The organism is Undibacterium sp. Tian12W (assembly GCF_049339405.1).
GTDB lineage: Bacteria > Pseudomonadota > Gammaproteobacteria > Burkholderiales > Burkholderiaceae_D > Undibacterium.
The window spans coordinates 269,862-294,423 of the sequence record NZ_JBMPPK010000004.1 but is presented as its reverse complement, the minus strand read 5'-3'; the positions used below and the strand labels follow the sequence as shown (position 1 = coordinate 294,423).

General features: G+C 50.9%; 20 protein-coding genes. 9 read left to right on the top strand and 11 right to left on the bottom strand.

Annotated elements, in window-relative coordinates; genetic code table 11:
* Window position 1: 1 nt before the first annotated feature.
* From lpoB to ACO0LI_RS07130, 5 genes are all read right to left on the bottom strand, one after another.
* Window positions 2–616 (bottom strand): penicillin-binding protein activator LpoB, encoded by a 615-nt coding sequence (lpoB, locus tag ACO0LI_RS07150; RefSeq protein ID WP_422954371.1) that lies wholly within the window; start codon window positions 614–616, stop codon window positions 2–4.
* Between the two features lie 52 nt (window positions 617–668).
* Window positions 669–1,070, bottom strand: coding sequence for a YcfL family protein (locus ACO0LI_RS07145; protein ID WP_162043465.1), 402 nt, complete (start codon window positions 1,068–1,070; stop codon window positions 669–671).
* Between the two features lie 22 nt (window positions 1,071–1,092).
* The gene (locus ACO0LI_RS07140) at window positions 1,093–2,610 is read right to left on the bottom strand and encodes a COG3014 family protein (RefSeq protein WP_423031910.1); all 1,518 of its coding nucleotides are present in this window, start codon (window positions 2,608–2,610) and stop codon (window positions 1,093–1,095) included.
* 311 nt (window positions 2,611–2,921) lie between these two features.
* Window positions 2,922–3,872, bottom strand: coding sequence for an alpha/beta hydrolase family protein (locus tag ACO0LI_RS07135; RefSeq protein WP_423031908.1), 951 nt, complete (start codon window positions 3,870–3,872; stop codon window positions 2,922–2,924).
* Between the two features lie 87 nt (window positions 3,873–3,959).
* On the bottom strand, window positions 3,960–5,156 hold the full coding sequence (locus ACO0LI_RS07130; RefSeq protein WP_423031906.1) for a hypothetical protein: 1,197 nt from the start codon (window positions 5,154–5,156) through the stop codon (window positions 3,960–3,962).
* Window positions 5,157–5,391: 235 nt separating this feature from the next.
* Between ACO0LI_RS07130 and ACO0LI_RS07125 the strand changes: the two genes are divergently transcribed.
* The 4 genes from ACO0LI_RS07125 (at window position 5,392) to ACO0LI_RS07110 (ending at window position 11,671) form a co-directional block, all read left to right on the top strand.
* Window positions 5,392–6,528, top strand: a complete 1,137-nt coding sequence (locus ACO0LI_RS07125; RefSeq protein WP_423031904.1) for a hypothetical protein — start codon at window positions 5,392–5,394, stop codon at window positions 6,526–6,528.
* A 215-nt stretch (window positions 6,529–6,743) separates the two neighbouring features.
* On the top strand, window positions 6,744–9,092 hold the full coding sequence (locus tag ACO0LI_RS07120; RefSeq protein ID WP_423031902.1) for a Tex family protein: 2,349 nt from the start codon (window positions 6,744–6,746) through the stop codon (window positions 9,090–9,092).
* Between the two features lie 375 nt (window positions 9,093–9,467).
* Window positions 9,468–10,988: an aldehyde dehydrogenase gene (adh, locus tag ACO0LI_RS07115; protein WP_423031900.1), complete on the top strand. Its 1,521-nt coding sequence runs from the start codon at window positions 9,468–9,470 to the stop codon at window positions 10,986–10,988.
* Window positions 10,989–11,281: 293 nt separating this feature from the next.
* Window positions 11,282–11,671: a DUF779 domain-containing protein gene (locus tag ACO0LI_RS07110; RefSeq protein WP_422950350.1), complete on the top strand. Its 390-nt coding sequence runs from the start codon at window positions 11,282–11,284 to the stop codon at window positions 11,669–11,671.
* Here the strand turns inward: ACO0LI_RS07110 and ACO0LI_RS07105 are convergent, their stop codons facing one another.
* Window positions 11,672–13,519 carry a sigma-54-dependent Fis family transcriptional regulator gene (locus ACO0LI_RS07105; protein ID WP_423031955.1) on the bottom strand — a complete coding sequence of 616 codons (1,848 nt, stop codon included), beginning with the start codon at window positions 13,517–13,519 and terminating at the stop codon, window positions 11,672–11,674.
* A gap of 273 nt (window positions 13,520–13,792) precedes the next feature.
* Here ACO0LI_RS07105 and grxD point away from each other — a divergent pair, with 273 nt between their 5' ends.
* Window positions 13,793–14,104 carry a Grx4 family monothiol glutaredoxin gene (gene grxD / locus ACO0LI_RS07100; RefSeq protein WP_422950349.1) on the top strand — a complete coding sequence of 104 codons (312 nt, stop codon included), beginning with the start codon at window positions 13,793–13,795 and terminating at the stop codon, window positions 14,102–14,104.
* A gap of 7 nt (window positions 14,105–14,111) precedes the next feature.
* A complete protein-coding gene (locus ACO0LI_RS07095; RefSeq protein ID WP_422950348.1) occupies window positions 14,112–14,702 on the top strand; it encodes a UbiX family flavin prenyltransferase in 591 nt (196 codons plus the stop codon).
* A 192-nt stretch (window positions 14,703–14,894) separates the two neighbouring features.
* On the opposite strand, the gene ACO0LI_RS07090 is transcribed toward ACO0LI_RS07095, so the two are convergent.
* Entirely contained in the window at window positions 14,895–15,740 is an 846-nt protein-coding gene (locus ACO0LI_RS07090) for a hypothetical protein (RefSeq protein ID WP_423031898.1), read from the bottom strand.
* A 337-nt stretch (window positions 15,741–16,077) separates the two neighbouring features.
* Between ACO0LI_RS07090 and ACO0LI_RS07085 the strand changes: the two genes are divergently transcribed.
* Entirely contained in the window at window positions 16,078–18,162 is a 2,085-nt protein-coding gene (locus ACO0LI_RS07085; protein WP_423031896.1) for an esterase-like activity of phytase family protein, read from the top strand.
* A 55-nt stretch (window positions 18,163–18,217) separates the two neighbouring features.
* Here the strand turns inward: ACO0LI_RS07085 and ACO0LI_RS07080 are convergent, their stop codons facing one another.
* The gene (locus ACO0LI_RS07080; protein WP_423031894.1) at window positions 18,218–19,102 is read right to left on the bottom strand and encodes a LysR family transcriptional regulator; all 885 of its coding nucleotides are present in this window, start codon (window positions 19,100–19,102) and stop codon (window positions 18,218–18,220) included.
* A 77-nt stretch (window positions 19,103–19,179) separates the two neighbouring features.
* Here ACO0LI_RS07080 and ACO0LI_RS07075 point away from each other — a divergent pair, with 77 nt between their 5' ends.
* Both ACO0LI_RS07075 and ACO0LI_RS07070 read left to right on the top strand, forming a co-directional pair.
* Complete coding sequence (locus ACO0LI_RS07075; protein ID WP_423031892.1) at window positions 19,180–19,608, top strand: DoxX family protein; 429 nt, start codon at window positions 19,180–19,182, stop codon at window positions 19,606–19,608.
* A gap of 14 nt (window positions 19,609–19,622) precedes the next feature.
* On the top strand, window positions 19,623–20,285 hold the full coding sequence (locus ACO0LI_RS07070) for a glutathione S-transferase family protein (protein WP_423031890.1): 663 nt from the start codon (window positions 19,623–19,625) through the stop codon (window positions 20,283–20,285).
* 58 nt (window positions 20,286–20,343) lie between these two features.
* On the opposite strand, the gene ACO0LI_RS07065 is transcribed toward ACO0LI_RS07070, so the two are convergent.
* From ACO0LI_RS07065 to ACO0LI_RS07055, 3 genes are all read right to left on the bottom strand, one after another.
* Window positions 20,344–22,530 carry a S9 family peptidase gene (locus ACO0LI_RS07065; RefSeq protein WP_423031888.1) on the bottom strand — a complete coding sequence of 729 codons (2,187 nt, stop codon included), beginning with the start codon at window positions 22,528–22,530 and terminating at the stop codon, window positions 20,344–20,346.
* 354 nt (window positions 22,531–22,884) lie between these two features.
* Window positions 22,885–23,382 (bottom strand): Csu type fimbrial protein, encoded by a 498-nt coding sequence (locus ACO0LI_RS07060; protein WP_423031886.1) that lies wholly within the window; start codon window positions 23,380–23,382, stop codon window positions 22,885–22,887.
* Between the two features lie 530 nt (window positions 23,383–23,912).
* Window positions 23,913–24,419, bottom strand: a complete 507-nt coding sequence (locus tag ACO0LI_RS07055; protein WP_423031884.1) for a Csu type fimbrial protein — start codon at window positions 24,417–24,419, stop codon at window positions 23,913–23,915.
* Window positions 24,420–24,562: the final 143 nt, after the last annotated feature.

Below are 24,562 nucleotides of genomic sequence, written 5' to 3'. Positions count from 1 at the left end.
ATTAGCGCTTGGAAGTTTTACGAATTTCTTTTTCGTCTTGCCATTCGATGGAGCCTTCTTCGACGTCATACAATTTCAAAGTCATTTTGTAGAACACGTCTTTGGTATTGGCATTTTGCTTGACGATGGAAACAATCTCGCCTTCCAGGGAGTATTTGGCAGCAGCCATATTGCCGATTTTTGCCTTACCCTGGGCTTTATACAAGCCGCTTTGATTTTGACGTTGCAACTCATCGACGCCTTGCTGCATTTCATCAGCGCTACGGGTGAATTTCACCTTGCGGCTTTTCACCAATGCAGTCTGAATACTGTTCATGATGGATTTGGTATCGATGTATTCGCTGGTCTTGTTGCGTACGCCAGCCAAAGTCATGGTCGGGCGATTTGCCAGTACCGGGTCTTCGAGCAGGGAACCGACCATTTTTTCTGCAATCATTTGCAGATCAGTAGAACCAAACTCATTGGTGACAGTTTCTACCGCCTTGTTGTCGCCATAACTAACCTGGCGTGCCAGGCTGACAGTAGGCTGGGACAACCTGGTCTGACAGGCAGTCAGTGAGAGGCCAAGCAAGACGACGAGCGCGCAGCTTTTGGACAGTGAGGAAATGCGTTTCATATGTACTCCGTAAAGATAATCTTGTTACTGTTCACTATTTCACTATAGGTGATTAGCGTGGTTCTGCGCTGAGCTCTATCCTGAAATCCGTTGCTTGCGGACCATAAGCCGTGCCTTTGACGAACTGGCTTTGCTGGCCCAGTATCATCAATGGTTTCCAGACTTCGCCGTCACCTACCTGCATGCCTGCTGCATCAGTCCAGCGGAAACGGTAATACACGCGGACATCGCGGTTGGTCAGGTTGACCATCTCAGCCTGCACGACCATGACATCATTCTTGCGTTGTGAACGCAGGTCAGTCACCTGCACACCTTCGAGCGTGCCACGCACCATCAGTTTGGCAGCAATACCGGGCGAAGATGCGTTCGGGATATCCTGGGCCATGACAGGGGTGACGAAGCAGGCAGCCAGCAAAGCCGTGCATGCAGCAAATTGTTTGGAAATCAGTTTCATATATCCTCTTCTATCCTCTATATCAGTTGGATTTGGTGCTGGTAGTGCTGGTCGTACTTGTCACTGTGGTGGATTTCGCTACCGGTTTTTTGACTGCCGGTTTTGCCTTGCCTGAAGGCTTGGCGTCGACTGCCTTGGCTTCCGGCTCTTCCTGCAATTGTGCTACAGGTGTCACGCTACCAAATTTTGCCAGGTCGCCGAGGTAAGTTTTGTCCTGGTAAACACGCACAGGAACTACCATGTAGCGGCCATCAACCGTGATCTTGCTCGACTCTCCGCGATTACCAAAATTCAGATCATAATCGCCTGGAGGCAAAAATGCACGAGCGACAAACACGCGGTCTGGCAAACTGCGCCACATACGGTCATCTGCCGGGCTCTCAGTTACGGCAACCGCCAGATTGGCGGCCAGTCCAGCGAGTGCACCAAAGTTTTTATTTACCTGGTCCTGTACCAGGCCCTTGGTAATGGCGCGCACCGCAGCACGGGTATAAATACCTGGCAATTCATCTTTCAAGGCCTTACGTGCCATGACGTTGAAGTCAGTTACCAGAGCGGTAGGCAGCATTTGATTGCCGACACGGATACTGTTGATGATAGGTGCATTCGGGTCAGGATAAATTACAGGGAAAGCGAACGAGATAGTCACCAGACCACGGCCAGTAGGCACAGGGAAAGCGATTTTCTTGGATTGGCGTGCCGGTGAATTACCAGCCTCAATAATGAACAGTACATCCGTCACGCCTTTCTTGCGGCGAAAACTGGTACGCTGATCCAGGCCTTTCAGGCCATCTTCGAGCACCGGCAGGTCGGGGCGCAATTCAATTGCCTTGCGATAGCCAGGTGCAGCCAGGCCAGGCTCATTCAGGGCTTCATAAACAAAACCTGCCAGGTAGTGGCTTAGAGCATTCTGATAACCGTTTTTCAGCTTCAGCACCTCAGGGTCGTTCAGGGTTTCTACCGGGTAGCCATTGAGCTCCTTGCCGGTAGAACTGACACCCTTGTCCTTGGCTTCTTTTTCTGCTTCTGCTGTTTCCTTGGAACGGAATTCAGCAATTACGGCTTCACGCTCATGCGTGCGTTTGATATCAACGCGGGCGGTATCGAGATCACCAAGGTTCAGCCTGTCCATCGCCATGCGTGTGGTCAGCATGACTTTTTCATAGTCCTGGCCTTCATAGTCGCGGCTGGCATCACCCATGATGGTGGCACCGATCTGGCCCATGAGTTTTTGCGGCGATGATTTGGCAGTTTCTTCCCAAATTTTTACTTTGGCGTCCGCCACGTCAAAAGCGTCCAGGCTGTCTTTATAGCGCTTGCCTACGCGCATCAATTCGCCTTTTTCCAGATTCAATAGCAAGTCAGTTTTGTTATTGCCTTGTGTTTGCGCTTCTACCTGTCTGATTGCTTCATCAATCTGGCCAGATCTTGCAACGGAAAGTGAGGCAGCAACTTTGCTGTCATGCTTAGGCGTAGTCACGCAGCCCGTCAGCACAAGTGCGGCAACAACAGGTGTCAGGGTAAAGGCTTTTAGGCGCATAGTTATCATTATAAAGAGCTAGTGTAGGGTGAAATGCAAAACGCACGCATGGAAATATCCACACGTACGCATAGACGATAAGTATAGTAAGGCTTTGCATTTTTGTCATAGCTTTAACTGCTACGAAACCGAAGTTCTTGTAACTAGTTGTAATGAAATAGAGGAAATAGAATACTGTTTCGATATGAATTGCTGTGCATTAACGGTAATTCATATCACTGCTTATTTTCCTGCTTGTTTCCCAGTTATTCACTATTTATTCATTACTTTCTCATCACCTACTTATTACCTACTTACCAACTACTTACCAACTACTTATTTTCCACCTTATGCTCCAACAACCAAAGGTCTATCTGATGCATGAAATCAGGCAAATAGTTTCTGTCCTTTGTGCTGAGGCCGTGGCCAGCGTCGGGAAAACGCCGTATGTCGATGGCTTTTCCTGCAGCTTGAAACTGCTGCCGTAAATGGGCAATTGCATCGTCAGGAATAACCGGATCAGCATCTCCAACGGCCAGCAGTATCGGCATGTTCAAAGCAAGCAAATTGGCCGTTTGTGGAATGGCAGCTATCTCTGACCAGTAACGCCAACTACGGCCATGCATGCGCGCTGTATCTTGATCTGCCGGCGTAGCACTCAAGCCTGCCTGTAATTGCTGCCAGGCCGGCAGCATCGCGGGATTTTGCTTCGCCAGCGCGGCATACACATCTAGTGCATTCATCCCAGCATGCGACAGTAAAACCAGGTGCGTTGCAGGTAAATGCTGCGCCAGTATGGGGGCCAGTTCTGCCCCTTCGGAAATACCCATGATGACCAGGCGTTGCGGCATATTTCCTTGCGCTTGCAGGCCCGCCATTTGCGCGCGTATAAATTCCAGTTGATCAGCCTGCCAGCGTGAAGGATGATCAGCACGCTTGTAGGCTTCGCCGCAAGCAGTACCATTAGAGCCCGGCAAGATGTGGCGCTTGTGCATGATGAAAACCCGCGTGCGGCCAGATTCCCCTTCCAGCCCAGAAAAATACTGGGGCAAAAACGGCCCCATGCTGACACAATCTGAACCAGAAATCACAAAGACCACATTCGCCAGTGGCTGCTCTTCATCTCTTTGCTGCCAGGGCTTTCTATCCATGTCAAAATAAATCGCGTGGCCGCCATCGCTGAATTTAAATTGATGCAGATTTACTGCCACCCGCTCACGCTGCAAGTCTGCCACGCTGCAGGCAGACAACAGACCGCAGAGCGCGATGACAGTCAATGTCATGAAATGTTCTAACGTATAAACTGCGCGCCAGTAGCCTGCAAAAAATTTCAGCATGACATAGGATTTATAGATGCCAATTCGAAAGCATTATTTTGAAAATGCCTTGCGCGATCCATCTTCATAGACCTGATCATCGGCGAGCAGTTTTCCGTTTTCATCCCAGCTACGCTCGCGCTGTATGCGGCCACGCTCATCGTAATGAGATTCGCGCACCAGCGCGCCGTTTTGTGCAAAGCTCTGGTGCACACCAATCGGGCGTTCGCGGTAGCGGCCTTCATAGACATAGCGCTCAAGACTGGACATCCTGCCGTTATCAAAATAATTGCGTACTTCCTTGACGTCGTCCTTGCCTTCAACAGAGAATTTCTCGCTACGCTTGGGCTGTCCATTCAGGTAAAAACTGGCATCGGATATCAAACGATTCTGGCGACGGCCCTCTTTTTCAACGAAGGCATACAACTGCTCGCGCACTTTGGGGCCAGTCTCGTGATATTCAACTTCACGCTCAATCGCAGCGGGTTTTTCTGTGACGTTCCACGCAGTCTCTTTAAACAATACACCCGTGTCAAAATATTGTTTACGCGTCTTTTGTTTTGTACCAACTTCGTCTACTGTTTCAGGCTTGCCGTTGTCGTAGTAATGCGTGGCTTGCTGAATCTCACCTGCAAGAAAGGTGAACTGGCTGCGCAAGCGCCCGCCTTCTGCAAACAGTTGTACCTTGGACGGTTTGCCATTGAAACCGCACAGGGCTGCATCATTCGCATGGGGTGCCAGCAAAGCTTTGTCACCACATTCAATTGCACTTAATTGTTTGTCCTGCGTATATTTGATGGTGGCTTTTTCCTTCGGATTTTCACCAATAAAAGAGATCCGCTTAGCTGCGCCATTGGGATACCATTCGCGCACCAGGCCGCGGGTACTGCCATTGACATTGTTTTCTTCACGCAGCACTTGTCCATTCGGCGCAAATTCACGCGCACGACCATCGGTATTGCCACGCTCATTGACGCTGTGTTCCTTGAACAAAACACCGTCCTTGTAATAACGCACCAGCCCCATGAAAACACCTGCGCGCAATTCCTGCTCGCGTACCAGCTTGCCAGTATTCCTGTCCACACATTTCATGATGCCGGTTTTACCCGCAGTTGTATTACCGTTGGCAGGATTGACCTGCTCTTTGTTTAATTCACAATCTTCGATAGCCATGGCATTGGACATGCACAGCGCGCTAATAGCAATAACAGGGAACAGGCCCCTCAAAATGGATTTGGTAGAGATAGTCATCTTGAAATAAAAATAATGTTTAAAAGCAAGAAATAATACAATAGCAACATTGTCAAAGCAATCAGGTATTTGGGATAGGCCAAAGTTTTCTCCCATCATACCAATTAACCAACAAGACTTGCGAAAACTGCTGCCTTGATACGTATTGCCTGGTCAGGTTTTCGTGCGTCCCCCTGAAAAAAGCTAGATTGATCACAACAACATTGGAGCCTGTTGCATGTCCTTAAAGTCCTTAATGTCCTTAAACAAAATCAGTTTTCAAAAACCCGTCTACACTTATGCAGACCTGAGTACATTTGGTGGCCAGTATAGTTTTGCCAACGCCATCAACGATGCTGGCCAGATGATAGGCAGCGATACAAAAAATGAATCTGGCAACTCACATAGCTCATCTAAATATGGTGTCCAGACTACTTATGCAGTACTTTGGGACAATTCATATTACGTCCCCAAAACCAGCTTGCTGGCAGATGTCGAGAGCCATGCTTACGGGATCAATAACTTGTCTGCCATCGTTGGCTCTTCACTGAAAGAAGTGAATGGCAGTTTCCAGACAACCGCCACCATCTGGCAAGACGGCAAGACAAATTACCTGGCATCACTAAGCAATGGCCTGTACAAGAGTAGTGCCAATGCCATCAATGACAAAGGTGTGGTGGTTGGCAACAGCTTTACCGGCAATTCATGGGATGCACATCACGCCACCCTCTGGAATGACAAAGGAGTGATTGATCTCGGCACCCTGGGCGGCACGGACAGTAATGCATTAGCCATCAATAATGATGGCGTGATAGCTGGCTGGGCTTCTGGTGCAGAACCCAGCGACTATACCCATCCTGTCATCTGGAAAGATGGCAATATCATCAATTTATCGCCAACGCATCATGGTGCCGCCGACAGCATCAATGACAGTGGCATGGTCGTAGGATATATCCTCGACGACGAGATGTACGCACATCCTGTACTGTGGAACAATCAAAAAGAAACCATCATGCAAAGCGCTGCGGGATCTTTTTGTTATGCAAGTGCCATCAATAATAAAAATCAGGTAGTCGGTTCAGAGATCAGCGCCAACGGCCAATTCCATGCTTTGCTCTGGAATACACCTGACAGTGCGCCCGTCGATTTGAATCAATTCCTCGACCAGTCTCAGCGCGACGCCGGCTGGACACTGGCAAACGCCCTTGATATCAATGACAAGGGCTGGATAGTTGGCTCTGCCATGAATACCAGAACCTATGAAACACATGCCTTCGTGCTGACAGCCGATGGCATTACAGGCCTGACGGGTGCCGGACCGGTACAGGTAATCGCGACTGCCGCACCCGCTTCCCATGCGGCAAGCGCCGATATTTGGTCTATGGCTTGCTGAAACAACAAGCTCAGTCGACAAGAGCGAGGTAAACTGCCCCGGAATACGGGACAGTTTTGTTATTTTCTTGCCCGCGATTTCAATTTGTGACTGGCAGAAATGAAAATTGGGCAGAACTAAGCCTAGTCTGCGCCTGCTGTCAAGACTGGCGCAAAGTCACAAATTGCGTATCATCTGCGCCTTGATTGCTTTTTTTATGTCTGGATTCTGGATTTATGTTGCCTTCGATTGAACAAAGACTTGCCGTAGAACTGGTTGCCAAGCCGGTTCAGGTTGCTGCTGCTGTTGCCTTGCTGGACGAAGGTGCAACGGTCCCGTTTATCGCCCGTTACCGTAAAGAAGTGACCGGTGGCCTGGATGATATCCAGTTGCGCCTGCTGGAAGAGCGCCTGCGCTACCTGCGCGAGCTCGAAGACCGCCGCACTGCCATCATTGCCTCGATAGAAGAACAGGGCAAGATGACACCAGTACTGCTGGACGCCATCACCCATGCCGAAGACAAGACCCGTCTCGAAGATTTGTACCTGCCCTACAAACCCAAACGCCGCACCAAGGCCCAGATCGCCGTTGAAGCTGGTTTGCTGCCTCTGGCAGATGCCTTGCTGGCCGACCCGATGCTGAACCCGGATACTGAAGCCGCGAATTACCTGAAGCCAGCCTTCACCACCGATAATGGCGACAACCCCGGTGTGCCGGATGCCAAAGCGGCCCTTGATGGCGCACGCCAGATCCTGATGGAACGCTTTGCCGAAGACGCGACCCTGTTGCAAGCCCTGCGTGAATACCTGAATGACCATGGCATCGTGGAATCCAAGGTCGTTGCCGGCAAAGAAGAAGCCGGTGAAAAATTTGCCGATTATTTCGATTATTCCGAAACCCTGGGCACTATCCCTTCCCACCGCGCCCTGGCCCTGTTCCGTGGCCGCCGCGAAGAAATGCTGACCGTGACCCTGCGTCTCGACAGCGAAGAAGAAAAACCTAAATGGGATGCGCCGCTGAACCCATGCGAAAGCCGTATCGCCGCCCGCTTTGGCGTGAGCCAGAAAGACCGCCCTGCCGATAAATGGCTGGTGGATACTGTGCGCTGGGCCTGGCGCGTCAAAGTCTTCATGCATCTCGATACCGAGCTGATGGGCAAGCTGCGCGAAACTGCAGAAATCGAAGCGATCAATGTATTTGCCCGCAACCTGAAAGCCCTGCTGCTGGCTGCGCCCGCTGGCCCACGCGCCACCATGGGTCTTGATCCTGGTCTGCGTACCGGCGTCAAGGTAGCGATCGTGGATGCGACCGGCAAAGTGGTGGAATATGCGACTATCTACCCGCATCAACCGCGCAATGACTGGGATGGTTCGCTACATGTATTGGCGCAACTGGCGGCCAAGCATAATGTTTCGCTGATCTCTATCGGCAATGGCACGGCTTCGCGTGAAACCGACAAGCTGGCAGGCGATTTGATCAAGCTCAAGCCTGAACTCAAGCTGACCAAGATCGTTGTGTCTGAAGCTGGTGCATCGGTGTATTCTGCCTCTGAATTTGCATCCAAAGAATTGCCTGACCTGGATGTGTCCATCCGTGGTGCGGTATCGATTGCACGCCGCCTGCAAGATCCCCTAGCTGAGCTGGTGAAGATAGATCCTAAATCCATCGGTGTAGGCCAATACCAGCATGACGTCAGCCAGTCACAACTGGCGCGCTCACTCGATGCAGTGGTTGAAGATTGCGTGAATGCGGTTGGTGTCGATGTGAATACGGCTTCTGCACCTTTGCTGGCACGTGTGTCCGGCCTGTCGTCCAGCGTGGCGCAAAGCATCGTCAATTTCCGCGATGCCAAGGGCATGTTTAATTCACGTTCCGACTTGCGCTCTGTACCGCGCCTGGGTGACAAGACCTTCGAGCAGGCAGCCGGTTTCTTGCGCATCATGAACGGCAGCAACCCCCTCGACGCCTCTGCAGTCCATCCTGAATCTTATCCGTTGGTAGAAAAAATCCTGGCGGATATCAAGAAGGATGTGAAGGGTGTCATCGGTGATGCTGGTTTATTGAAATCACTGAATCCAGCCAAATACGCCGATGAAAAATTTGGTGTACCGACTATCACCGACATCATCGGTGAACTGGAAAAACCAGGCCGTGACCCACGTCCAGAATTCACTACCGCTACCTTCAAGGATGGCGTGGAAGAAATCAAGGATTTGCGCCCCGACATGATTTTGGAAGGCGTGGTCACCAACGTTGCCGCCTTTGGTGCTTTCGTTGATATTGGTGTGCATCAGGATGGCCTGGTACATATCTCTGCTCTGTCCAACACTTTTGTCAAAGACCCGCATACGGTCGTCAAGGCTGGCCAGGTCGTCAAGGTGAAAGTGCTGGAAGTCGATGTCAAACGCCAGCGTATCGCCCTGACCATGCGTTTGACAGATGCTGCACCTGTGGCAGGCAGCAAGCCTGAACAACGCGGTGACCGTAATGATGCCAAACGCCTCAATCAACACCGCTCACAAGCCCAGGCACCAGCACCTGCTGGTAATGCGATGGCAGCGGCGTTTGCGAAATTGCGTGGGTAAGTAGTAGAAAAATTCCCCCCCCTTCAAGGGGAGGGTTAGGGTGGGGATGGGGTTCGGTTGATCATTGAATAATTTGTTTTTCTAAAGAAACCCATCCCCATCCCATCCTTCCCCTTGAAGGGGAAGGAGTTACTCCACTGTCCCAAATTGTGACAGTCTGATCAGAGTTGCGAAATAATGTGACACCTGGATTTACCACCCCTCTATCTCTGCAATTCCATCAGCAACAGATTCCCCTCTGCACCTGATCCATCTCCGTCTGCACCTGCTGTATTTTTCCGCCAGGAAAACATTCCCGGCATGGCACGCCGTTTGCGTTGTTATCCCCGTGTCGCAGCTAATGCGCACCATCTAATAAACAACGGAGACCCCATCATGAACATGGCAGACATCAGCAAACTCGGTATCAGCAATCCTTTCGCCAAGCGCTACGATAATTTTATAGGCGGTAAATTTGTGGCCCCGGTCAAGGGTGAATATTTCGAGAATATCAGTCCTGTCATCGGCCAGGCTTTTTGTGAAGTGGCACGCTCAACGGCTGAAGATGTGGAGCTGGCACTTGATGCTGCCCATGCTGCCAAAGTGGCCTGGGGCAAAACTTCACCAGCCGACCGTGCCAATATTCTCAACAAGATCGCTGACCGCATGGAAGCCAACCTGAGTCTGCTGGCGACTGCAGAGACTATAGACAACGGCAAACCCATACGCGAAACCATGGCGGCAGATATCCCGCTGGCGATTGATCACTTCCGTTATTTTGCCGGTTGCATACGTGCGCAGGAAGGCTCGGTTTCAGAGATCGATGACCAGACTTATGCCTATCATTTTCATGAACCACTGGGCGTCGTCGGTCAGATCATTCCATGGAACTTCCCTATCCTGATGGCAGTATGGAAAATGGCCCCAGCCCTGGCCGCAGGCAATTGCATAGTCATGAAACCGGCAGAGCAAACACCAGCCTCCATCATGGTATTGGTTGATTTGATCAAGGACCTGTTACCGCCCGGCGTATTCAATGTCGTCAATGGCTTTGGTCTGGAAGCTGGCAAGCCACTGGCATCGAGCAAGCGTATCGCCAAGATTGCGTTTACCGGTGAAACCGGCACTGGCCGTCTGATCATGCAATATGCCTCGCAAAACCTGATCCCTGTGACTTTGGAGCTGGGTGGCAAATCACCGAATATCTTCTTTGCCGATGTCATGGAAAAAGATGATGCCTTCTTCGACAAATGCCTGGAAGGCTTTGCCATGTTTGCACTGAACCAGGGTGAAGTCTGCACCTGCCCTTCACGCGTGCTGATACAGGAATCTATCTATGACCAGTTCATGGCCAGGGCCATCAAGCGCGTCGCCGCCATCAAGCAGGGCAACCCGCTCGACAGCACCACCATGATAGGTGCCCAGGCTTCGCAGGAACAGCTGGAAAAAATTCTCTCTTACCTGGACATAGGCAAACAGGAAGGCGCCCAGCTCTTGATAGGCGGCGAAAGAAATATGCTGGATGGCGATCTGGCCAAGGGTTACTACGTCAAACCGACCATCTTCCAGGGTCACAACAAGATGCGCATCTTCCAGGAAGAAATCTTTGGACCTGTGGTGTCCGTGACTACCTTCAAGGATGAAGAAGACGCGATAGCTATCGCTAACGACACCCTGTATGGCTTGGGTGCTGGCTTGTGGACACGCGACGGTTCCCGCGCATTCCGCGTTGGCCGCGCCATTGAAGCTGGCCGCGTCTGGACCAATTGCTACCATCTGTATCCAGCGCATGCAGCATTTGGTGGTTACAAACAATCCGGCATAGGACGCGAGAATCACAAGATGATGCTGGATCATTATCAGCAAACTAAAAACCTGCTGGTAAGCTATAACCCGAATGCGATGGGGTTCTTTTGATTGACATTTAGGACCTCTCAACACAGAGACACGGAGGAAGGAAAGGCGGCCTGCATGCCGCCTTCGTTCCGCAGGCAAGTAGCATGCTACTTGAATTCCCTGCTGCACCACAGAGAAAGGCAAGAGAGAAACTGAGAGACCAAAACTTGCTTCTCCTCTTTATGCTTCATTCATCTACTGGCCCATAGAGACATTGCAAAACAGACGTGGATCTTCTCCTGTTTTTTCTCTGTGTCTCTGTGCCTCTGTGGTGAGCTTTTCGGTCTTAAGCATAAACAACCGATACAAACAAAATGACCAACACACCTGCCCGCGTCACTGCCACACCTGCAGCACTCGAATTTATCAGCGTGCTGCAAACCAAATACGGCCCGCTATTATTTTTCCAGTCTGGCGGTTGTTGTGATGGCAGTTCACCGCTTTGTTATGCCAGGAATGAATACGGCATAGGCGATGCCGATGTGTATCTGGGTGATCTGGATGGCACGCCGTTTTATATGGGCAGCGATCAGTTTGAGTACTGGCGGCACACGCAACTGATCATTGATGTTGTCAATGGCATGGGTGGCATGTTTTCACTCGACAATGGCACTGGCAAACGCTTTTTGACACGTTCACGCCTGTTTACGGATGAAGAAAATGATTTACTGGGTACTGCGGTTTTGCACGGCCCGCAGGCTTGATCAGTCACTTTTCAAAGCGGCCAGCTTGCGGTAAATTGTATTGCGCGATACACCTAGCGCTTTGGCCGCAGCAGTAACGTTGCCCTGATGTTGCTGCAAGGCTTGTTGTATGGCATCCATTTCCAGCGCATCAAGACTGGATGGCATTTGACTCAAGGCTATGGTAGCAGGCTTGAGTGCCGCATCCATATCTTCCAGAAAATCCTCAGGCAAATGTTCGAGACGGATTTCCATATCCGCATCCGTCATGACAATGGCGGTGCGCAAGAGATTCGTCAATTGGCGGAAGTTCCCCGGCCAGCCATGAGCATGAAATAACTGCATGACTGCAGGTGCTATCCTGTATTGCCTGCCTTCGCTTTCTGTCGCCAGGACTTTAGCAATAACAACATCGAGGTCCGTGCGTTCACGCAAGGGCGGCAAACGCACTACCAGGCCATTCAGACGGTAATACAGGTCATCACGGAATTCGCCTTTACCTATCATCTCGCGCAGGTTGCGGTTGGTGGCGCAGATCAGGGCGAGGTTGACCGGGATGGATTTGCTGCTACCCAGTGGTGTCACCATACGCTCCTGCAAGACCCGCAGCAAACGGGCTTGCAGATTGAGGGGCATGTCACCGATTTCATCTAGAAAAAGCGTACCGCCATTGGCCTGCAAGATCTTGCCTATATTGCCTTTCTTGCGTGCGCCAGTGAAAGCGCCATCTTCATAGCCGAACAGTTCTGATTCAATCAGGGTCTCTGGTATCGATGCACAATTCACGGCAACAAAGGGGCTGGATTTACGTGGTGAATCATTGTGTACTGCCTGGGCCAGCAATTCCTTGCCGGTACCCGTCTCACCCGTCACCAGTATTGAGATATCACGACCTATAACACGTTTGAGTTTATCGATGGCGCGGGCAAGTTGCTGGTCGCCGGTATCCAGATAATGCAGGCTGGATAGCTTGGGTTTGACTTCTGCCGCTTGCGGTTCACGTGCATTGTCCAGCACATGTCTGGCTCCAGTTGACTGACGTTTGAGACTCTGGCTTTTGGCATACACCCGCACACCATTATGCAGGCACAGCGTCAGCAAACCCGGTGTCGCGGTGCGGTAGTGTTCATGCAAAGCTGATACAGGCAAACCAAACAAGGAACTGAAGGTATGCGTCTGCAAGGCAGACAGTGGCAAACCCAGCTGAAACAAGCCACTACGGCTGGCAGATAAAAAACGGCCATCATTGTCGAAACAGGCGATACCTTCCATCAGGGTGCCCAAAAATTCCGGGCGGCTGTGAAAACTGAGTTTGATTGCATCCTGAAAAGAAGAGGCAAACAACTGGTTTTCGATCATCTGCGCCGACATGCGCACCAGGGCCATGGTGTGCTTGTGGAAATTATGCTGGTCCCCCGTCACATCCAGCACACCGATGACATTGCCCATGACATCAAAAATAGGTGCGGCTGAGCAAGTCAGAAAATTGTTGGCTTCGAGATAATGCTGGTCTGCATGGACGATGGTAGGTGTTTTTTCGGCAATGGCCGTGCCTATGGCATTCGTGCCTTTGCTGCGCTCAGACCAGACGACACCGGGACTCAGTGCCACCCTGTCGGCCTTTTCCAGAAAATCAGCATCGCCAAGCGTATGGATAATGAGCCCATTCACATCGGTCAGGATGACCATATTGTGCGTGTTAATTATTTGCTCATACAGGTTTTCCATGACCGGCAAGGCATGCTGATGCAAGACCCGGTTTTGCTCGAGCAGGGTCTTGAGATCAGTCTTGCCCAGGGGGTCATAGTCTGGCGTAGCCGTGCGCGGCAAGCCATAGGCGGCGGAGCGTTCATGTGCCTGTTCTATCATCATGCGGGCTGATGAAGCAGAACTTATGCCAGGGCCAGGCTTAACTTGCCCGGAGGAAATTCCAGTGTCACGCATTTGCATACGGGTCTCCTGAGACATGGCCGATTTATCGGCTCTAGGCTATTGCTCTAAGGTCTTAATGTAACACTAATAGATTATCGCACCAGAAACCGCAAATTAATTTACCTTCACTTACCTGACCTGAGCTAACCGACACTGCAGTGTGCTTTCTACTATAATGACGGTATTCGTAATAATTACTGGAAGATAGCCATGAGCGATGTACAAAGCTGGATCAAAGAAACTGTTACTGCAAACCCTGTAGTGTTATTCATGAAGGGTACTGCCCAATTCCCGCAATGCGGCTTTTCTGGCCGTGCAATACAATTGTTGAAGACTTGCGGTGTGCAAAACATGGTCACCGTGAATGTGCTGGAAGACCCGGAAGTACGCCAGGGCATCAAGGATTTTTCCAACTGGCCTACCGTACCTCAGTTGTATGTCAAAGGCGAATTCGTTGGTGGTTCCGACATCATGAATGAAATGTTTGACAGCGGTGAATTGCAGACTTTGCTGAAAGACTAAGCAAGGCATGACTGAAGCCGCAGCCCCCAAGCGCCTGATTGTTGCCATTACCGGTGCAACAGGTGCCATCTATGGTGTGCGGCTGCTGCAAGTCTTGCGCAATATTTCTGGCGTAGAAAGTCATTTGCTGATTTCAGAAGCAGGTGTGCTGAACTTGCACCAGGAAATGGACTTGAAGCGCAAGGATGTAGAAGCCCTGGCCGATGTTGTCCACAATGTGCGCGATGTCGGCGCCAGTATCGCCAGCGGTTCGTTTTTGTCAGACGGCATGGTCATCGCGCCCTGCTCGATGAAAACCCTGGCAGCCGTGGCACATGGGCTGTCCGACAATCTCATCACCCGCGCTGCCGATGTGGTCTTGAAGGAACGCCGCCGCCTGGTCCTGATGGTGCGCGAAACACCGTTCAACCTCGCGCACTTGCGCAATATGACAGCCGTCACAGAAATGGGCGGCATCATCTTCCCGCCTCTGCCTGGTTTTTACCACCGTCCGCAAAGCATAGAAGAGATGGTCGATCACACGCTGGGTCGCGTACTCGATATGTTTGCCTTGCCGCATGAACTGACGCCACGCTGGCAAGGCCTTAAAGATTCTTAGCGGATTTACACAAAACCGCCCCAGCTGCGTTGCAGCTCCCGCATTTAGTAAAACCCGGTACTAAAGTACTGTCTTCGTCGCTACGGTGTTTTGGGGTTTCAGACAACACGTTGTCTGCCAATTTAACGAAGCTCTCTTGCAAGAGAGCTTACCTAAAGGGTTAGCCTTGCTGGGACAATTTTGTGTAAGTCCTTAGTACCGATCCATGATGAGCTGGGTCTTCAGCGAATCTTCTGCCACAAACCAGCCACGCGAAATCAGGTAAGCCTGCAATTCATCATGCTTGGCTGATGCTGTTGCTTCACTCGTGGTCTTGAAAGAGGCTTCGACGATGTAGTCAGTACCTGTACCAGCCTGGTTCAAAATAGGCCAGACTTCGATGTACAGCTTGAGGCCGCTCCAGGTGCCGACTGAGCGCTTGGCCAGTATCGGGCCATACTTGCGCGAACTGTCGAGCATGGATTTGCCCCAGCCGCTATACAGCCAGTTGTCCATCTTGCCGGGGATATTCTTTTTGAGCAGGCTGCGGGCATCGCTGGCAGATGGCAAGTCCACGCCACTGTAACCGGATTTGCTGTCTTTCTTGCTGTTGGAAATACTCAACGTTTTCTTTTGATAGCCCCATTCAACCTGGGCTTCATAATTCTTTTCTGTAGAGTCAAAACCCTCGGCATTGGCGCGATACAGGGCTTCGGTGATATTGCCATTGTCTATGGCATAGCGTTTCTTGTAGGTCAGCTCGAACTCACTTTCACCTTCGGTCTTGCGTATTCGCGCTATCCAGGTATTGCCGTAGATATCTTTGGCATTGGTATCCATGAACAAGACATTCATCTTGGTCACAGATGTTGGCATGCTGAAGGTGCTTAGTACCGTACCCTTGAGTTTGTGATCGGCATCGAGAACCACATTCGGGTTCATCAGCAACTTGACTTCATAGTCGGGCACCATATTGCTGGCGGCAATTGCCTGGCCTAGTGGCAGCAACAATGTCAAAGCCAGACCAGATATTGCGCGACGTATCGTAGATTTCATCATGATGTGCACTCCATGGATTTTGTGTGGGCACACTATAAAAGCCAATTGTGACCTTCGCATTACGACAGGCATTGTCGGTAGTGGACTGTAACAGTGGAAATCGGAGTGCCTGCCATGTGCGCGACGATCATGGCTGCGTTGCAAATGCTCGCGATAGTCCCGCTATCGCTGTGTTCATTTGTTCCACCCTTGCCTTGCCCTGATGCGCCGGGCACACGTCCTTCACTCTCGATTCCACTGTTACAGTCCACTAGTGTCATTGCTGCGTCACATGCCGGTAGTAAATTCGCGGGCAAGAATTTTAACGCAAATTTATCTATTCAAGAGGTCCTGTCAAATGATGCAAAGTAACAAGAACCTGATACTCAGTAGCCTGGCTGCCGCCATGCTGCTGAGCGCCTGCGGTGGCAGCAGCAATAATACTGTCGTCACCACACCTGCCACGCCTACACCAGTCAATGGCATATTCCTGGATGCCGCAGTTGATGGCCTTGAATATTCTGTTGCTGGCGGCACCAAGCAAAACACATCTGCCACTGGCGGTTTTAGCTGCAATGTGGGCGACACTGTTGCGTTTTCTGTGGGTGGCATAGGTATCGGCTCTGCTCCTTGCGCTACAACCATTACACCATTGACGCTGGCTAATTCCAGCAACGTCAAGGATGACAGCGTCGTCAACCGCCTGCTATTCCTGCAATTGCTGGATGAAGACAATGATGTTGCTACAGGTATCAAAATACCTGCTACAGTAAAGACTGCGCTCGCTGGTCAGACGCTGGATTTCAATGCCACTGCTGCCAACTTCAATACAGCACTGACGGCAACTTTGGCCAAGCTGCCAGCGAATTACCAAAAGCTCACCGTGGATGCAGACCGCCGCACCCTGGTACGCGAACATTTTGAAGACACCATGGCATCCAAACTGGGCACACCTGTCGTTGATACTGTCACGCAAACCAATGCACTGGGCACGGTCAGCGCTGCCGTCACGCGTTATCAGATACAGGCTGCTGATAATTTCTTCGTACCGTATGAAGGCACGAATGCCGCCGTCAAGGCAGAATTCCCGAAAGGTTTCTTGCCATCGTATGGTTCTGGCCTGACCTTCAAGGGCAAGGCGGCTGATGGCTCGCTGGAATTTTATGGCATCACCGATCGTGGTCCTAACGGCGATGGCCCCAAAGTACCTAACTCGGTAGTGACGCCTGGCGCCACTGGTACCAGCGATGCCAAATTCTTCCCATCCCCCAGCTTCACGCCGTCCTTTGGCCTGATCAGTATAGGCAAGGATGGCGCTGTGCTGAAATCCAGCACGCCTATCAAGTTCAGCGCCACTATCAATGCATCTGGCCTTTCTATCGCGGCAGGTAAGGTCGGTTCCTCTGCCGAAGTGCCTTTGAATGATGCAGCCAAATTTGATGCCAGCAGCAAAACCACGTTCAGCGACTATGGCCTCGATACTGAATCCATCGTCTATGATGCAGCACGCGGTGTAGTCTGGGTGTCTGATGAATACGGCCCATTCATTTTGAAGATTGATGTTGCCACCGGCGTCATCCTGAAAAAATACCAGCCAGGCACAGGCGCAAGCGACTTGCCAGCCGTCTTGTTGAAACGTCGCGCCAACCGTGGCATGGAAGGTCTGTCACTGGAAATCGCCACTGGCAAATTGAATGGATTTATCCAAAGCCCGCTCGATGATGGCAAGGCCAATTACATCGTGCCCGGTGCAACGGCAGCGACCAGCGAAAGCATCAAGGACTATGCCAAGTTCAACCGCTGGGTAGAGTTTGATCCGGCCACAGAAAAAACCAAGCTGTATGCCTACCCTATCGACAGCACGCAATACACCGCGGGCAAAACCGGCAATGCCAAACTGGGTGATATGGTCTCGCTGGGTAACGGCAAATTCATCGTCATAGAACAGGGTACAGATGCGAACGGAAAGGCCTTCAACAAGCTGATGCTGGTGCAAGTGCCTAGCAATGCGACCGATATTGCCAACATGAGCACGGACCTGGAAAAAAGCAGCATGACAGGCGCGGCAGTCAATGGTGTCAATTATGCCGATGTAGTCTTGCTCAAGAAAACACAGTTGTTTGATTTGAACAATGCAGGCTGGCTGGCAGAAAAAGCCGAAGGTCTGGCCCTGGTCGATGAAAACACCCTGGCACTGACCAATGACGATGATTTTGGCATGAAGACTGTGATTGTTGATCCTACAGGTGCCATCGTGGTTGGTGCAGATGTGACCAAGTGTACGGTAGATGCCAATGGCGCAATGACGACCACGGCTGGTGCACTGGGCTGTACCGCAGGCAATACCATGCGCGTAGCCCGTGGTGCAGACACTGAACGCCCTAACCGCATCTGGCTGTTCAAGTTCAACAAGAAACTGTCCGACTTCAATATCCCTTCCTGATATTGTCTTGCCGATAGAAAGCCGCTGTGAGTGATCAAACTCACAGCGGCTTTTTTCATTTCAATACCATCTCTTGCGACAGATAAGAATACACCGCCGACACCCGGCGCAAATGCCTGGCCTCGGTATGCGTTAGCAACCATAACTCAGTCTGGCATTCATCCAGCACATCGCTCAGTTGCACTACATCTTTGCGCCCCTGTGCGAGGAATAGCGGCAAGATACCCAGGCCCAAGCCTTGCCCCACCAGCTCTGCCACGGTGAGTATGCTATTGACCTTGTAGGTCGCCTGCAGCTTTGGGAAATGTTTCTTGCGCCATACGACAGAAGGATGTTCTGGCAAGGCATCATCAAGGGCTATCCAGTGATGACGCTGGGCGACATCGGCATCAAAGTGTTTTATCTTGCTGGTCTTGCCTGCGTACAAAGCCACCCGTATCGGGCCCAGATGCTTGCCTATCAAATGCTGCGGTGGCCGCTTGCTTGCCCGTATGGCAATGTCGGCATCGCGCCTGGTCAGACTGGCCAAGTCATTGCCCGCATGCAGGTCCAGGCTCAAGAGGGGATGCAGCAATTGCAAAGGCTTCAAGACAGGTGCCAGCAAGCCATGCAGTATGGTATCTGTAGTTGTGATGCGCACGGCTCCGGCGACCTGGTCTGGTTGCATTTGCATGGCTGAACGGGCAGCTTCCAGCTGCGCTTCCATTTGCTCTGCATGCACAGCCAGTTCCTGCGCCAGCTCATTGGCCTGATAACCTGTGCGCGAACGTTCAAACAGGCGCTGGCCCAGGCCTTTTTCCAGCTTTTGTATGCTGCGAAAGACGGTAGATGCATCCAGTGCCAGCCGTTCTCCCGCCTCAGCCAGCTTGCCGGTACGCACCAGCGCCAGCACCACTTCAAGGTCAGCAGCATTTAGTTTGTATTGTATTTTTGCATTCATAGTTTGCTCTACCGCCTATTTTCATTGCAAATGAGAAATCATATAGTAGCTCCATCAACTACTTTTTGGAGAACAAAATGACTCATTCAAATTCATCTGCAGACCAAGGCAGCAATGCCTACGGTATCACCCTGTTACGCCTCAGCCTGGGCATCATGTGGATAGCCCACGCCTTGCTGAAACTGTTTGTGTTTACCCTGCCCGGTACGGCGCAGTTTTTTACCAGCATAGGTTATCCGGGCTTTCTCGCTTATCCCGTTTTTGCGCTGGAATTACTGGGCGGCCTGGCACTGGTACTCGGCATCTACAGCCGCCAGGTTGCGCTGGCACTGGTGCCCATCATGGCGGTTGCCGCTACTGTGCATTTTGGCAATGGCTGGGTGCATACCAGCCCTAACGGTGGCTGGGAATATCCGGTTTTTCTGATCGTGACTTCAATCGCGCTCTGGTTACTTGGTGATGGTGCCTTTGCCTTGCGTCGTAGTTCACGCTTTTCACTGACATAAGAGAGGGGTAAATCATGAGCAATACATATACCCTGGTCAGCCACAAGCTTTGCCCTTATGTGCAACGCGCGGCCATTACCCTCGCCGAGAAAGGTCTGGAGTTTGAACGCATAGACATAGACCTGGCGAACAAGCCTGACTGGTTTCTGCAAGTGTCGCCACTGGGCAAGACGCCAGTGTTGCTGGTAGATGGACAAGCCATCTTTGAGTCAGCAGTCATTTGCGAATACCTCGATGAAACCACGCCACATCGCCTGCATCCGGAAGCTGCATTGGAAAGAGCGCAACACCGCGCCTGGATAGAATTTGCCTCAGCCACCCTGAATAACATAGGCGGTTTTTACAATGCCGCAGATGCGCAGATCCTGGACGCCAAAGTAGCAGAACTAAAAACTAAGTTTGCACAACTGGAAAAGCAACTGGGCGACGGACCTTATTTTTCAGGTGAAAATTTCAGCCTAGTAGACGCCGCATTTGCACCAGTATTCCGCTATTTTGATGTGTTTGAGCAGATAGCAGATTTTGGATTTTTTACTGGCCTTTCCAAACTACAAGCATGGCGGCGAACTCTGCAGGCACGGACTTCAGTACGGACTGCTGTCAGTGAAGACTATCCTGCTTTATTAAGCGCTTTCTTGCATGCACGTCATTCTGCCTTGTCAGCTTTGATGCCATAAAAAAACGGTGCAGATTTTTCTGCACCGTCTCTTTTGCATCTCAAAGATCAAAAAAGAATCAGAGATTGTTCTTCAAGAATTCCCACTTGGCCTTTTGCTGCGACCAAACCACCCAGTCACCGCGCGGGCCATGGCCTGCCCCCGGATACAATTGCAGGCTATAGTCCTTGCCATTCTTGATCAGTTCATCAATGAACATGATGGTATTTTGCGGATGGACATTGTCATCCATGGTGCCATGCATGATCATGATCTTGCCGCTCAGGTCCTTGGCTGCTTTCAGCACGCTACCCTTGTCATAGCCTTCTGCATTGTCTTGCGGCAGGCCCATGTAGCGCTCTGTATACACGCTGTCATACAGACGGTAGTCTGTGACTGGCGCACCGACGAAACCTATCTTCCAGGCCTTGCTGTGCGTCATCGCATACGAAGTCATATAGCCACCATAACTCCAACCATTCAGGGCTATCCTGTCCATATCTGCCCAGCCCTGTTTGCGCAACCATTCCAGGCCATCAAGCTGATCCTGCAATTCAAGCTGGCCCAGTTTTTTGTGTATGGGCCAGGCGCTGGCCAGGCCCTTGTTGCTGGCGCTGCGGTTATCCAGTACCCAGACGATATAACCTTGTTGCGCCAGGAAATGGTACAAAAGATTATTACTCCAGCGATCCACCACTTGTGATGCCATGGGGCCGGAATACAGATGCTGATAAACCGGATATTTCTTTTTAGGATCAAAGTCTGGTGGCAGGAACAGCAGACTTTCCATGAGGAAGCCATCACGCGACTTGATTTGTTGTTGCGTGACTTTGGCCAGTTTCAGGCTTTGCATTTTCTCAGGCACGCCGATATCATCAACCAGCTTTTGCGATACACCTTCTGCATTGAATACTGCCTGCCTTGGTGGCTGTTTAAGACTACTCCAACTATCGATGAAATGGGTATATGCGCTATTCCAGCGTGCATTATGAGTGCCTGATTCTGTCGTCAGTCTTTGCAGCTTGCTGCCATCGAGATTGACGGCATACACATCATTGCCTATGGGGTTGCGTTCATTGGCCGCAAAAAAAACTTTGCCTTTTGCTTCATCGACACCATAAACGCTGCGTATATCCCAGTCACCTTTGGTGATTGCACCTTTGAACTGATATTGCTGGTCATAGCGATACAGGTGATGGTGACCTGTGCGGTCAGATTCCCAGACAAAACTGCCATCTTTCAAAAATTGTGGCAAAGGCAAACGCTCTACCCAGGCCGGGCTGCTCTCGCGCAGCAATTGCCTGCTGCGGTATTGGGCATCATACAGGCGCAAATCCAGCCAGGTCTGCACGCGGTCTTGCCAGGATGCCAGCAATTTGCCGTCTGGTGTCCAGCCTACCTGTACGATCAGGGTTTCCTTGCCCGCATAAGGGTTTTCAGTCCAGCTGGTTTGGCCCGTCATATCAACAACACCGAGCTTGACTTCAGGGTTGGGGTCGCCTGCCTTGGGATAACGGGTGCGTTCGCTCTTGATCGGTTGCACATGATCACCACTCAAGGTATATACCGGCACCTTGCTCTCGTCAAAATTCAGGTAAGCGATTTTTTTGGAATCAGGTGCCCACCAGAATGCCCGTAAATGGCCACGGCCATAAATTTCTTCCATATAGACCCAGTCCAGACGGCCATTGAAAGTGGTTTCATTGCCACCGGTAGTCAGGCGTTTTTCTGTGGCAGTAGCAATATCGGTCAGGTAAATATCATTACCCCTCAGATAGGCGACCGATTCCAGGTCAGGTGACAGTATCGCTTCATCTTCTGCCTGGTCTGGCGTATGGGTAAGTTCTTTGACCTTGCCCCTCTGTAGATCCAGCAGCCATAAGTCATTTTTATACGTGAACAGGTAAGACTTCAGGTCGGGCTTGATTTGCGGTGTCAGTTTGTCTATCTGCGCTTTGGCTTCTTTTTCTGGTATGCCCGCAGCAGTCATCATCGCCAGAATATTGCCATCCAGGCTTAACACCTGTTTGTCCCAGGTCGCAGGGTTCACCACAAATTGCTGGACTATGCCATCCTTGCTTTCGGTTTCTATCAAACGGTTTTGCGCATCCCAAGCCAGGCGCGTCAGTGACGTGGTATCAAATTTTTCTTTTTTTGTCGGGTGATACAGCATTTCCAGACTCAATATGCCTTCTTGTGCCTGGGCAGCAGTGACTACCAGTAGCGGGAACAGGAACAACAGCTGCGACGCCTTGCTAAGTTTCATAAGACTCCTACTTTTTCCATTTGATTCATGCTGACCAGGCTTTTGAGCAGGCATGCGTGATCAGTTTTTTACGTAAAGGGATTATGACCGCGATGCAAGGCAGCAGTTCAAGTATTGGGGAACAAAATGGGGGAAAAGCACGGGGAAAGGCGGAAATACGGTGAAAAGCAGGAGTAGTACAGAATTAATGCAAAAACAGCGTATCCCGGCAAGCTTGTAACTGACCCGGCGCCCCGGGTCAGTCTGTCCTGGAAAATCTGCCTTTGGAAAACATCATCAAACTGAAAAACTGGTGTCAGGCCCATCATTATTTAAGCCCATCACTATCTGAATAAAGGGCTGAAGAATCAGCGATCAATAAGTCAGGGTAACAGTCACTGTATCGCTATACACGCCAGCGGTAACACTTTGTCCGGCAGGTACGCGACCATAGACGGAGATCGATTGGGCGGAGCCTGTACCTGTACCTATGGAGGTATCAGAACCTACAGTGTTACCCCAGACAGTGCTACGGCCAGAATCTTTGTAGAGGGAGTAATTCAAGGTGCCGCTGACCGAGCCTGTCATCTTGCGGACAGCGGTCGTTGCGCCTGAACCACCGCCAGCATCCAGGCCTACATTATAAGATGTGCCATTAGTGCAAGTGACGCTAACAGCAGCGCTGTTGTCGATCTGGCTGCTGGCATAGGTACCAAACGCCAGGGAAGCACCTGTGACGGAACAAGCTGACAGAACGGTAGCAGACACTGTCAGGCTACCAGTGGAGGTGGCAGCAAAACTGCTGGCAGAAACGCACAGGCAGACTGCAGAGAATAATGTTGTGATCAGACGGTTGCGGTTTGCGTTGGACATGATATTTTCCTTGGGCTAAATGATCTGGTTTAGGTATTGCTAGTTCTGTTGGAGGTCAGGTTTTTCGTGTTTCTGAATAACTGCGCTGTGATAGAACTTTATGCCAGGCCAGCCTTCTGTGATATCGGGGTAAACCTGAGTTTTGGCTTATGCAACTCAGGGTTTTCCTGATACAGGTAAAAATCGACAGGAAATAAAACAACAAAACAAATTAATAGAAATGCTGACCCCCTGCGGCAATAGCAGCTTGGGCAATAGCAGATCGGGTAATACCTGCTTGCATATCAATCGCAAGGCAGTGCCGACAAATTTAACCGGACATGGATGTGGCTGACCATGTCCCTGGTCAGCCAGCCCCGGAAAATTGACATATTATCAAAAAATAATCAAACAAGAATAAACAAAAACAAGCAAGGTCAAACATCGCCGAACATCGGCAAGATCAACATATCGCCAGACTTTATTGCCTGTGCGCACCTGAAAAGATAATCACCCCAGTGCAACGGAAGTTAATCATTAAACAAGTCAAATCAGTAAGTCAGGGTGACAGTAACGGTATCGCTATAAATGCCAACATCGGCATTCTGCCCGCCTGGCACCCTGCCATACACGGAAATCGATTGAGCAGAGCCTGTACCTGTACCAATCGCCGTATCGGAACCTACAGTATTGCCCCATACGGTACTCCGGCCAGAATCCTTATAAAGAGAATAGCTCAGGGTGCCGCTGATCGAGCCAGTCATCTTGCGGACGGCGGTGCTGGCACCTGAGCCACCGCCAGCATCAAGTCCAACGTTATACGCCGTACCATTGGTGCAGGTAATGCTGACGGCAGCACTATTATCAATCTGGGTATTGGTATAGCTGCCAAAAGCCAGGGATGATCCAGTCACAGAACAAGCCGATAAAACGGTAGATGACACTGACAGATTGCTATTCGAGGTAGCTGCCAAGCTGCTGGCAGAAATGCACAGGCAGACTGCGGGCAAAAACAGGTGAATGGGACGGATAAGGCGATTGCGGGTTGCGGCGGACATGATGATTTCCTCAGGCTGGATTATTGAACACTGTTGAAAGCGCGGTTTTCATATTTCTGAATAACAGTGCTTTGATGAAACTTTATGTCCAACCAGCTCTTTGCGATATCAGGATAAGCCTGAGTTTCGCCTATTGTGGCTCA

What these genes read in the sequence shown, in the direction of transcription:
- lpoB (WP_422954371.1), bottom strand. Translation starts at nt 616, where the DNA reads ATGAAACGCATTTCCTCACTGTCCAAAAGCTGCGCGCTCGTCGTCTTG.
- ACO0LI_RS07145 (WP_162043465.1), bottom strand. Translation starts at nt 1,070, where the DNA reads ATGAAACTGATTTCCAAACAATTTGCTGCATGCACGGCTTTGCTGGCT.
- ACO0LI_RS07140 (WP_423031910.1), bottom strand. Translation starts at nt 2,610, where the DNA reads ATGCGCCTAAAAGCCTTTACCCTGACACCTGTTGTTGCCGCACTTGTG.
- ACO0LI_RS07135 (WP_423031908.1), bottom strand. Translation starts at nt 3,872, where the DNA reads ATGACATTGACTGTCATCGCGCTCTGCGGTCTGTTGTCTGCCTGCAGC.
- ACO0LI_RS07130 (WP_423031906.1), bottom strand. Translation starts at nt 5,156, where the DNA reads ATGACTATCTCTACCAAATCCATTTTGAGGGGCCTGTTCCCTGTTATT.
- ACO0LI_RS07125 (WP_423031904.1), top strand. Translation starts at nt 5,392, where the DNA reads ATGTCCTTAAACAAAATCAGTTTTCAAAAACCCGTCTACACTTATGCA.
- ACO0LI_RS07120 (WP_423031902.1), top strand. Translation starts at nt 6,744, where the DNA reads ATGTTGCCTTCGATTGAACAAAGACTTGCCGTAGAACTGGTTGCCAAG.
- adh (WP_423031900.1), top strand. Translation starts at nt 9,468, where the DNA reads ATGAACATGGCAGACATCAGCAAACTCGGTATCAGCAATCCTTTCGCC.
- ACO0LI_RS07110 (WP_422950350.1), top strand. Translation starts at nt 11,282, where the DNA reads ATGACCAACACACCTGCCCGCGTCACTGCCACACCTGCAGCACTCGAA.
- ACO0LI_RS07105 (WP_423031955.1), bottom strand. Translation starts at nt 13,519, where the DNA reads ATGATAGAACAGGCACATGAACGCTCCGCCGCCTATGGCTTGCCGCGC.
- grxD (WP_422950349.1), top strand. Translation starts at nt 13,793, where the DNA reads ATGAGCGATGTACAAAGCTGGATCAAAGAAACTGTTACTGCAAACCCT.
- ACO0LI_RS07095 (WP_422950348.1), top strand. Translation starts at nt 14,112, where the DNA reads ATGACTGAAGCCGCAGCCCCCAAGCGCCTGATTGTTGCCATTACCGGT.
- ACO0LI_RS07090 (WP_423031898.1), bottom strand. Translation starts at nt 15,740, where the DNA reads ATGATGAAATCTACGATACGTCGCGCAATATCTGGTCTGGCTTTGACA.
- ACO0LI_RS07085 (WP_423031896.1), top strand. Translation starts at nt 16,078, where the DNA reads ATGATGCAAAGTAACAAGAACCTGATACTCAGTAGCCTGGCTGCCGCC.
- ACO0LI_RS07080 (WP_423031894.1), bottom strand. Translation starts at nt 19,102, where the DNA reads ATGAATGCAAAAATACAATACAAACTAAATGCTGCTGACCTTGAAGTG.
- ACO0LI_RS07075 (WP_423031892.1), top strand. Translation starts at nt 19,180, where the DNA reads ATGACTCATTCAAATTCATCTGCAGACCAAGGCAGCAATGCCTACGGT.
- ACO0LI_RS07070 (WP_423031890.1), top strand. Translation starts at nt 19,623, where the DNA reads ATGAGCAATACATATACCCTGGTCAGCCACAAGCTTTGCCCTTATGTG.
- ACO0LI_RS07065 (WP_423031888.1), bottom strand. Translation starts at nt 22,530, where the DNA reads ATGAAACTTAGCAAGGCGTCGCAGCTGTTGTTCCTGTTCCCGCTACTG.
- ACO0LI_RS07060 (WP_423031886.1), bottom strand. Translation starts at nt 23,382, where the DNA reads ATGTCCAACGCAAACCGCAACCGTCTGATCACAACATTATTCTCTGCA.
- ACO0LI_RS07055 (WP_423031884.1), bottom strand. Translation starts at nt 24,419, where the DNA reads ATGTCCGCCGCAACCCGCAATCGCCTTATCCGTCCCATTCACCTGTTT.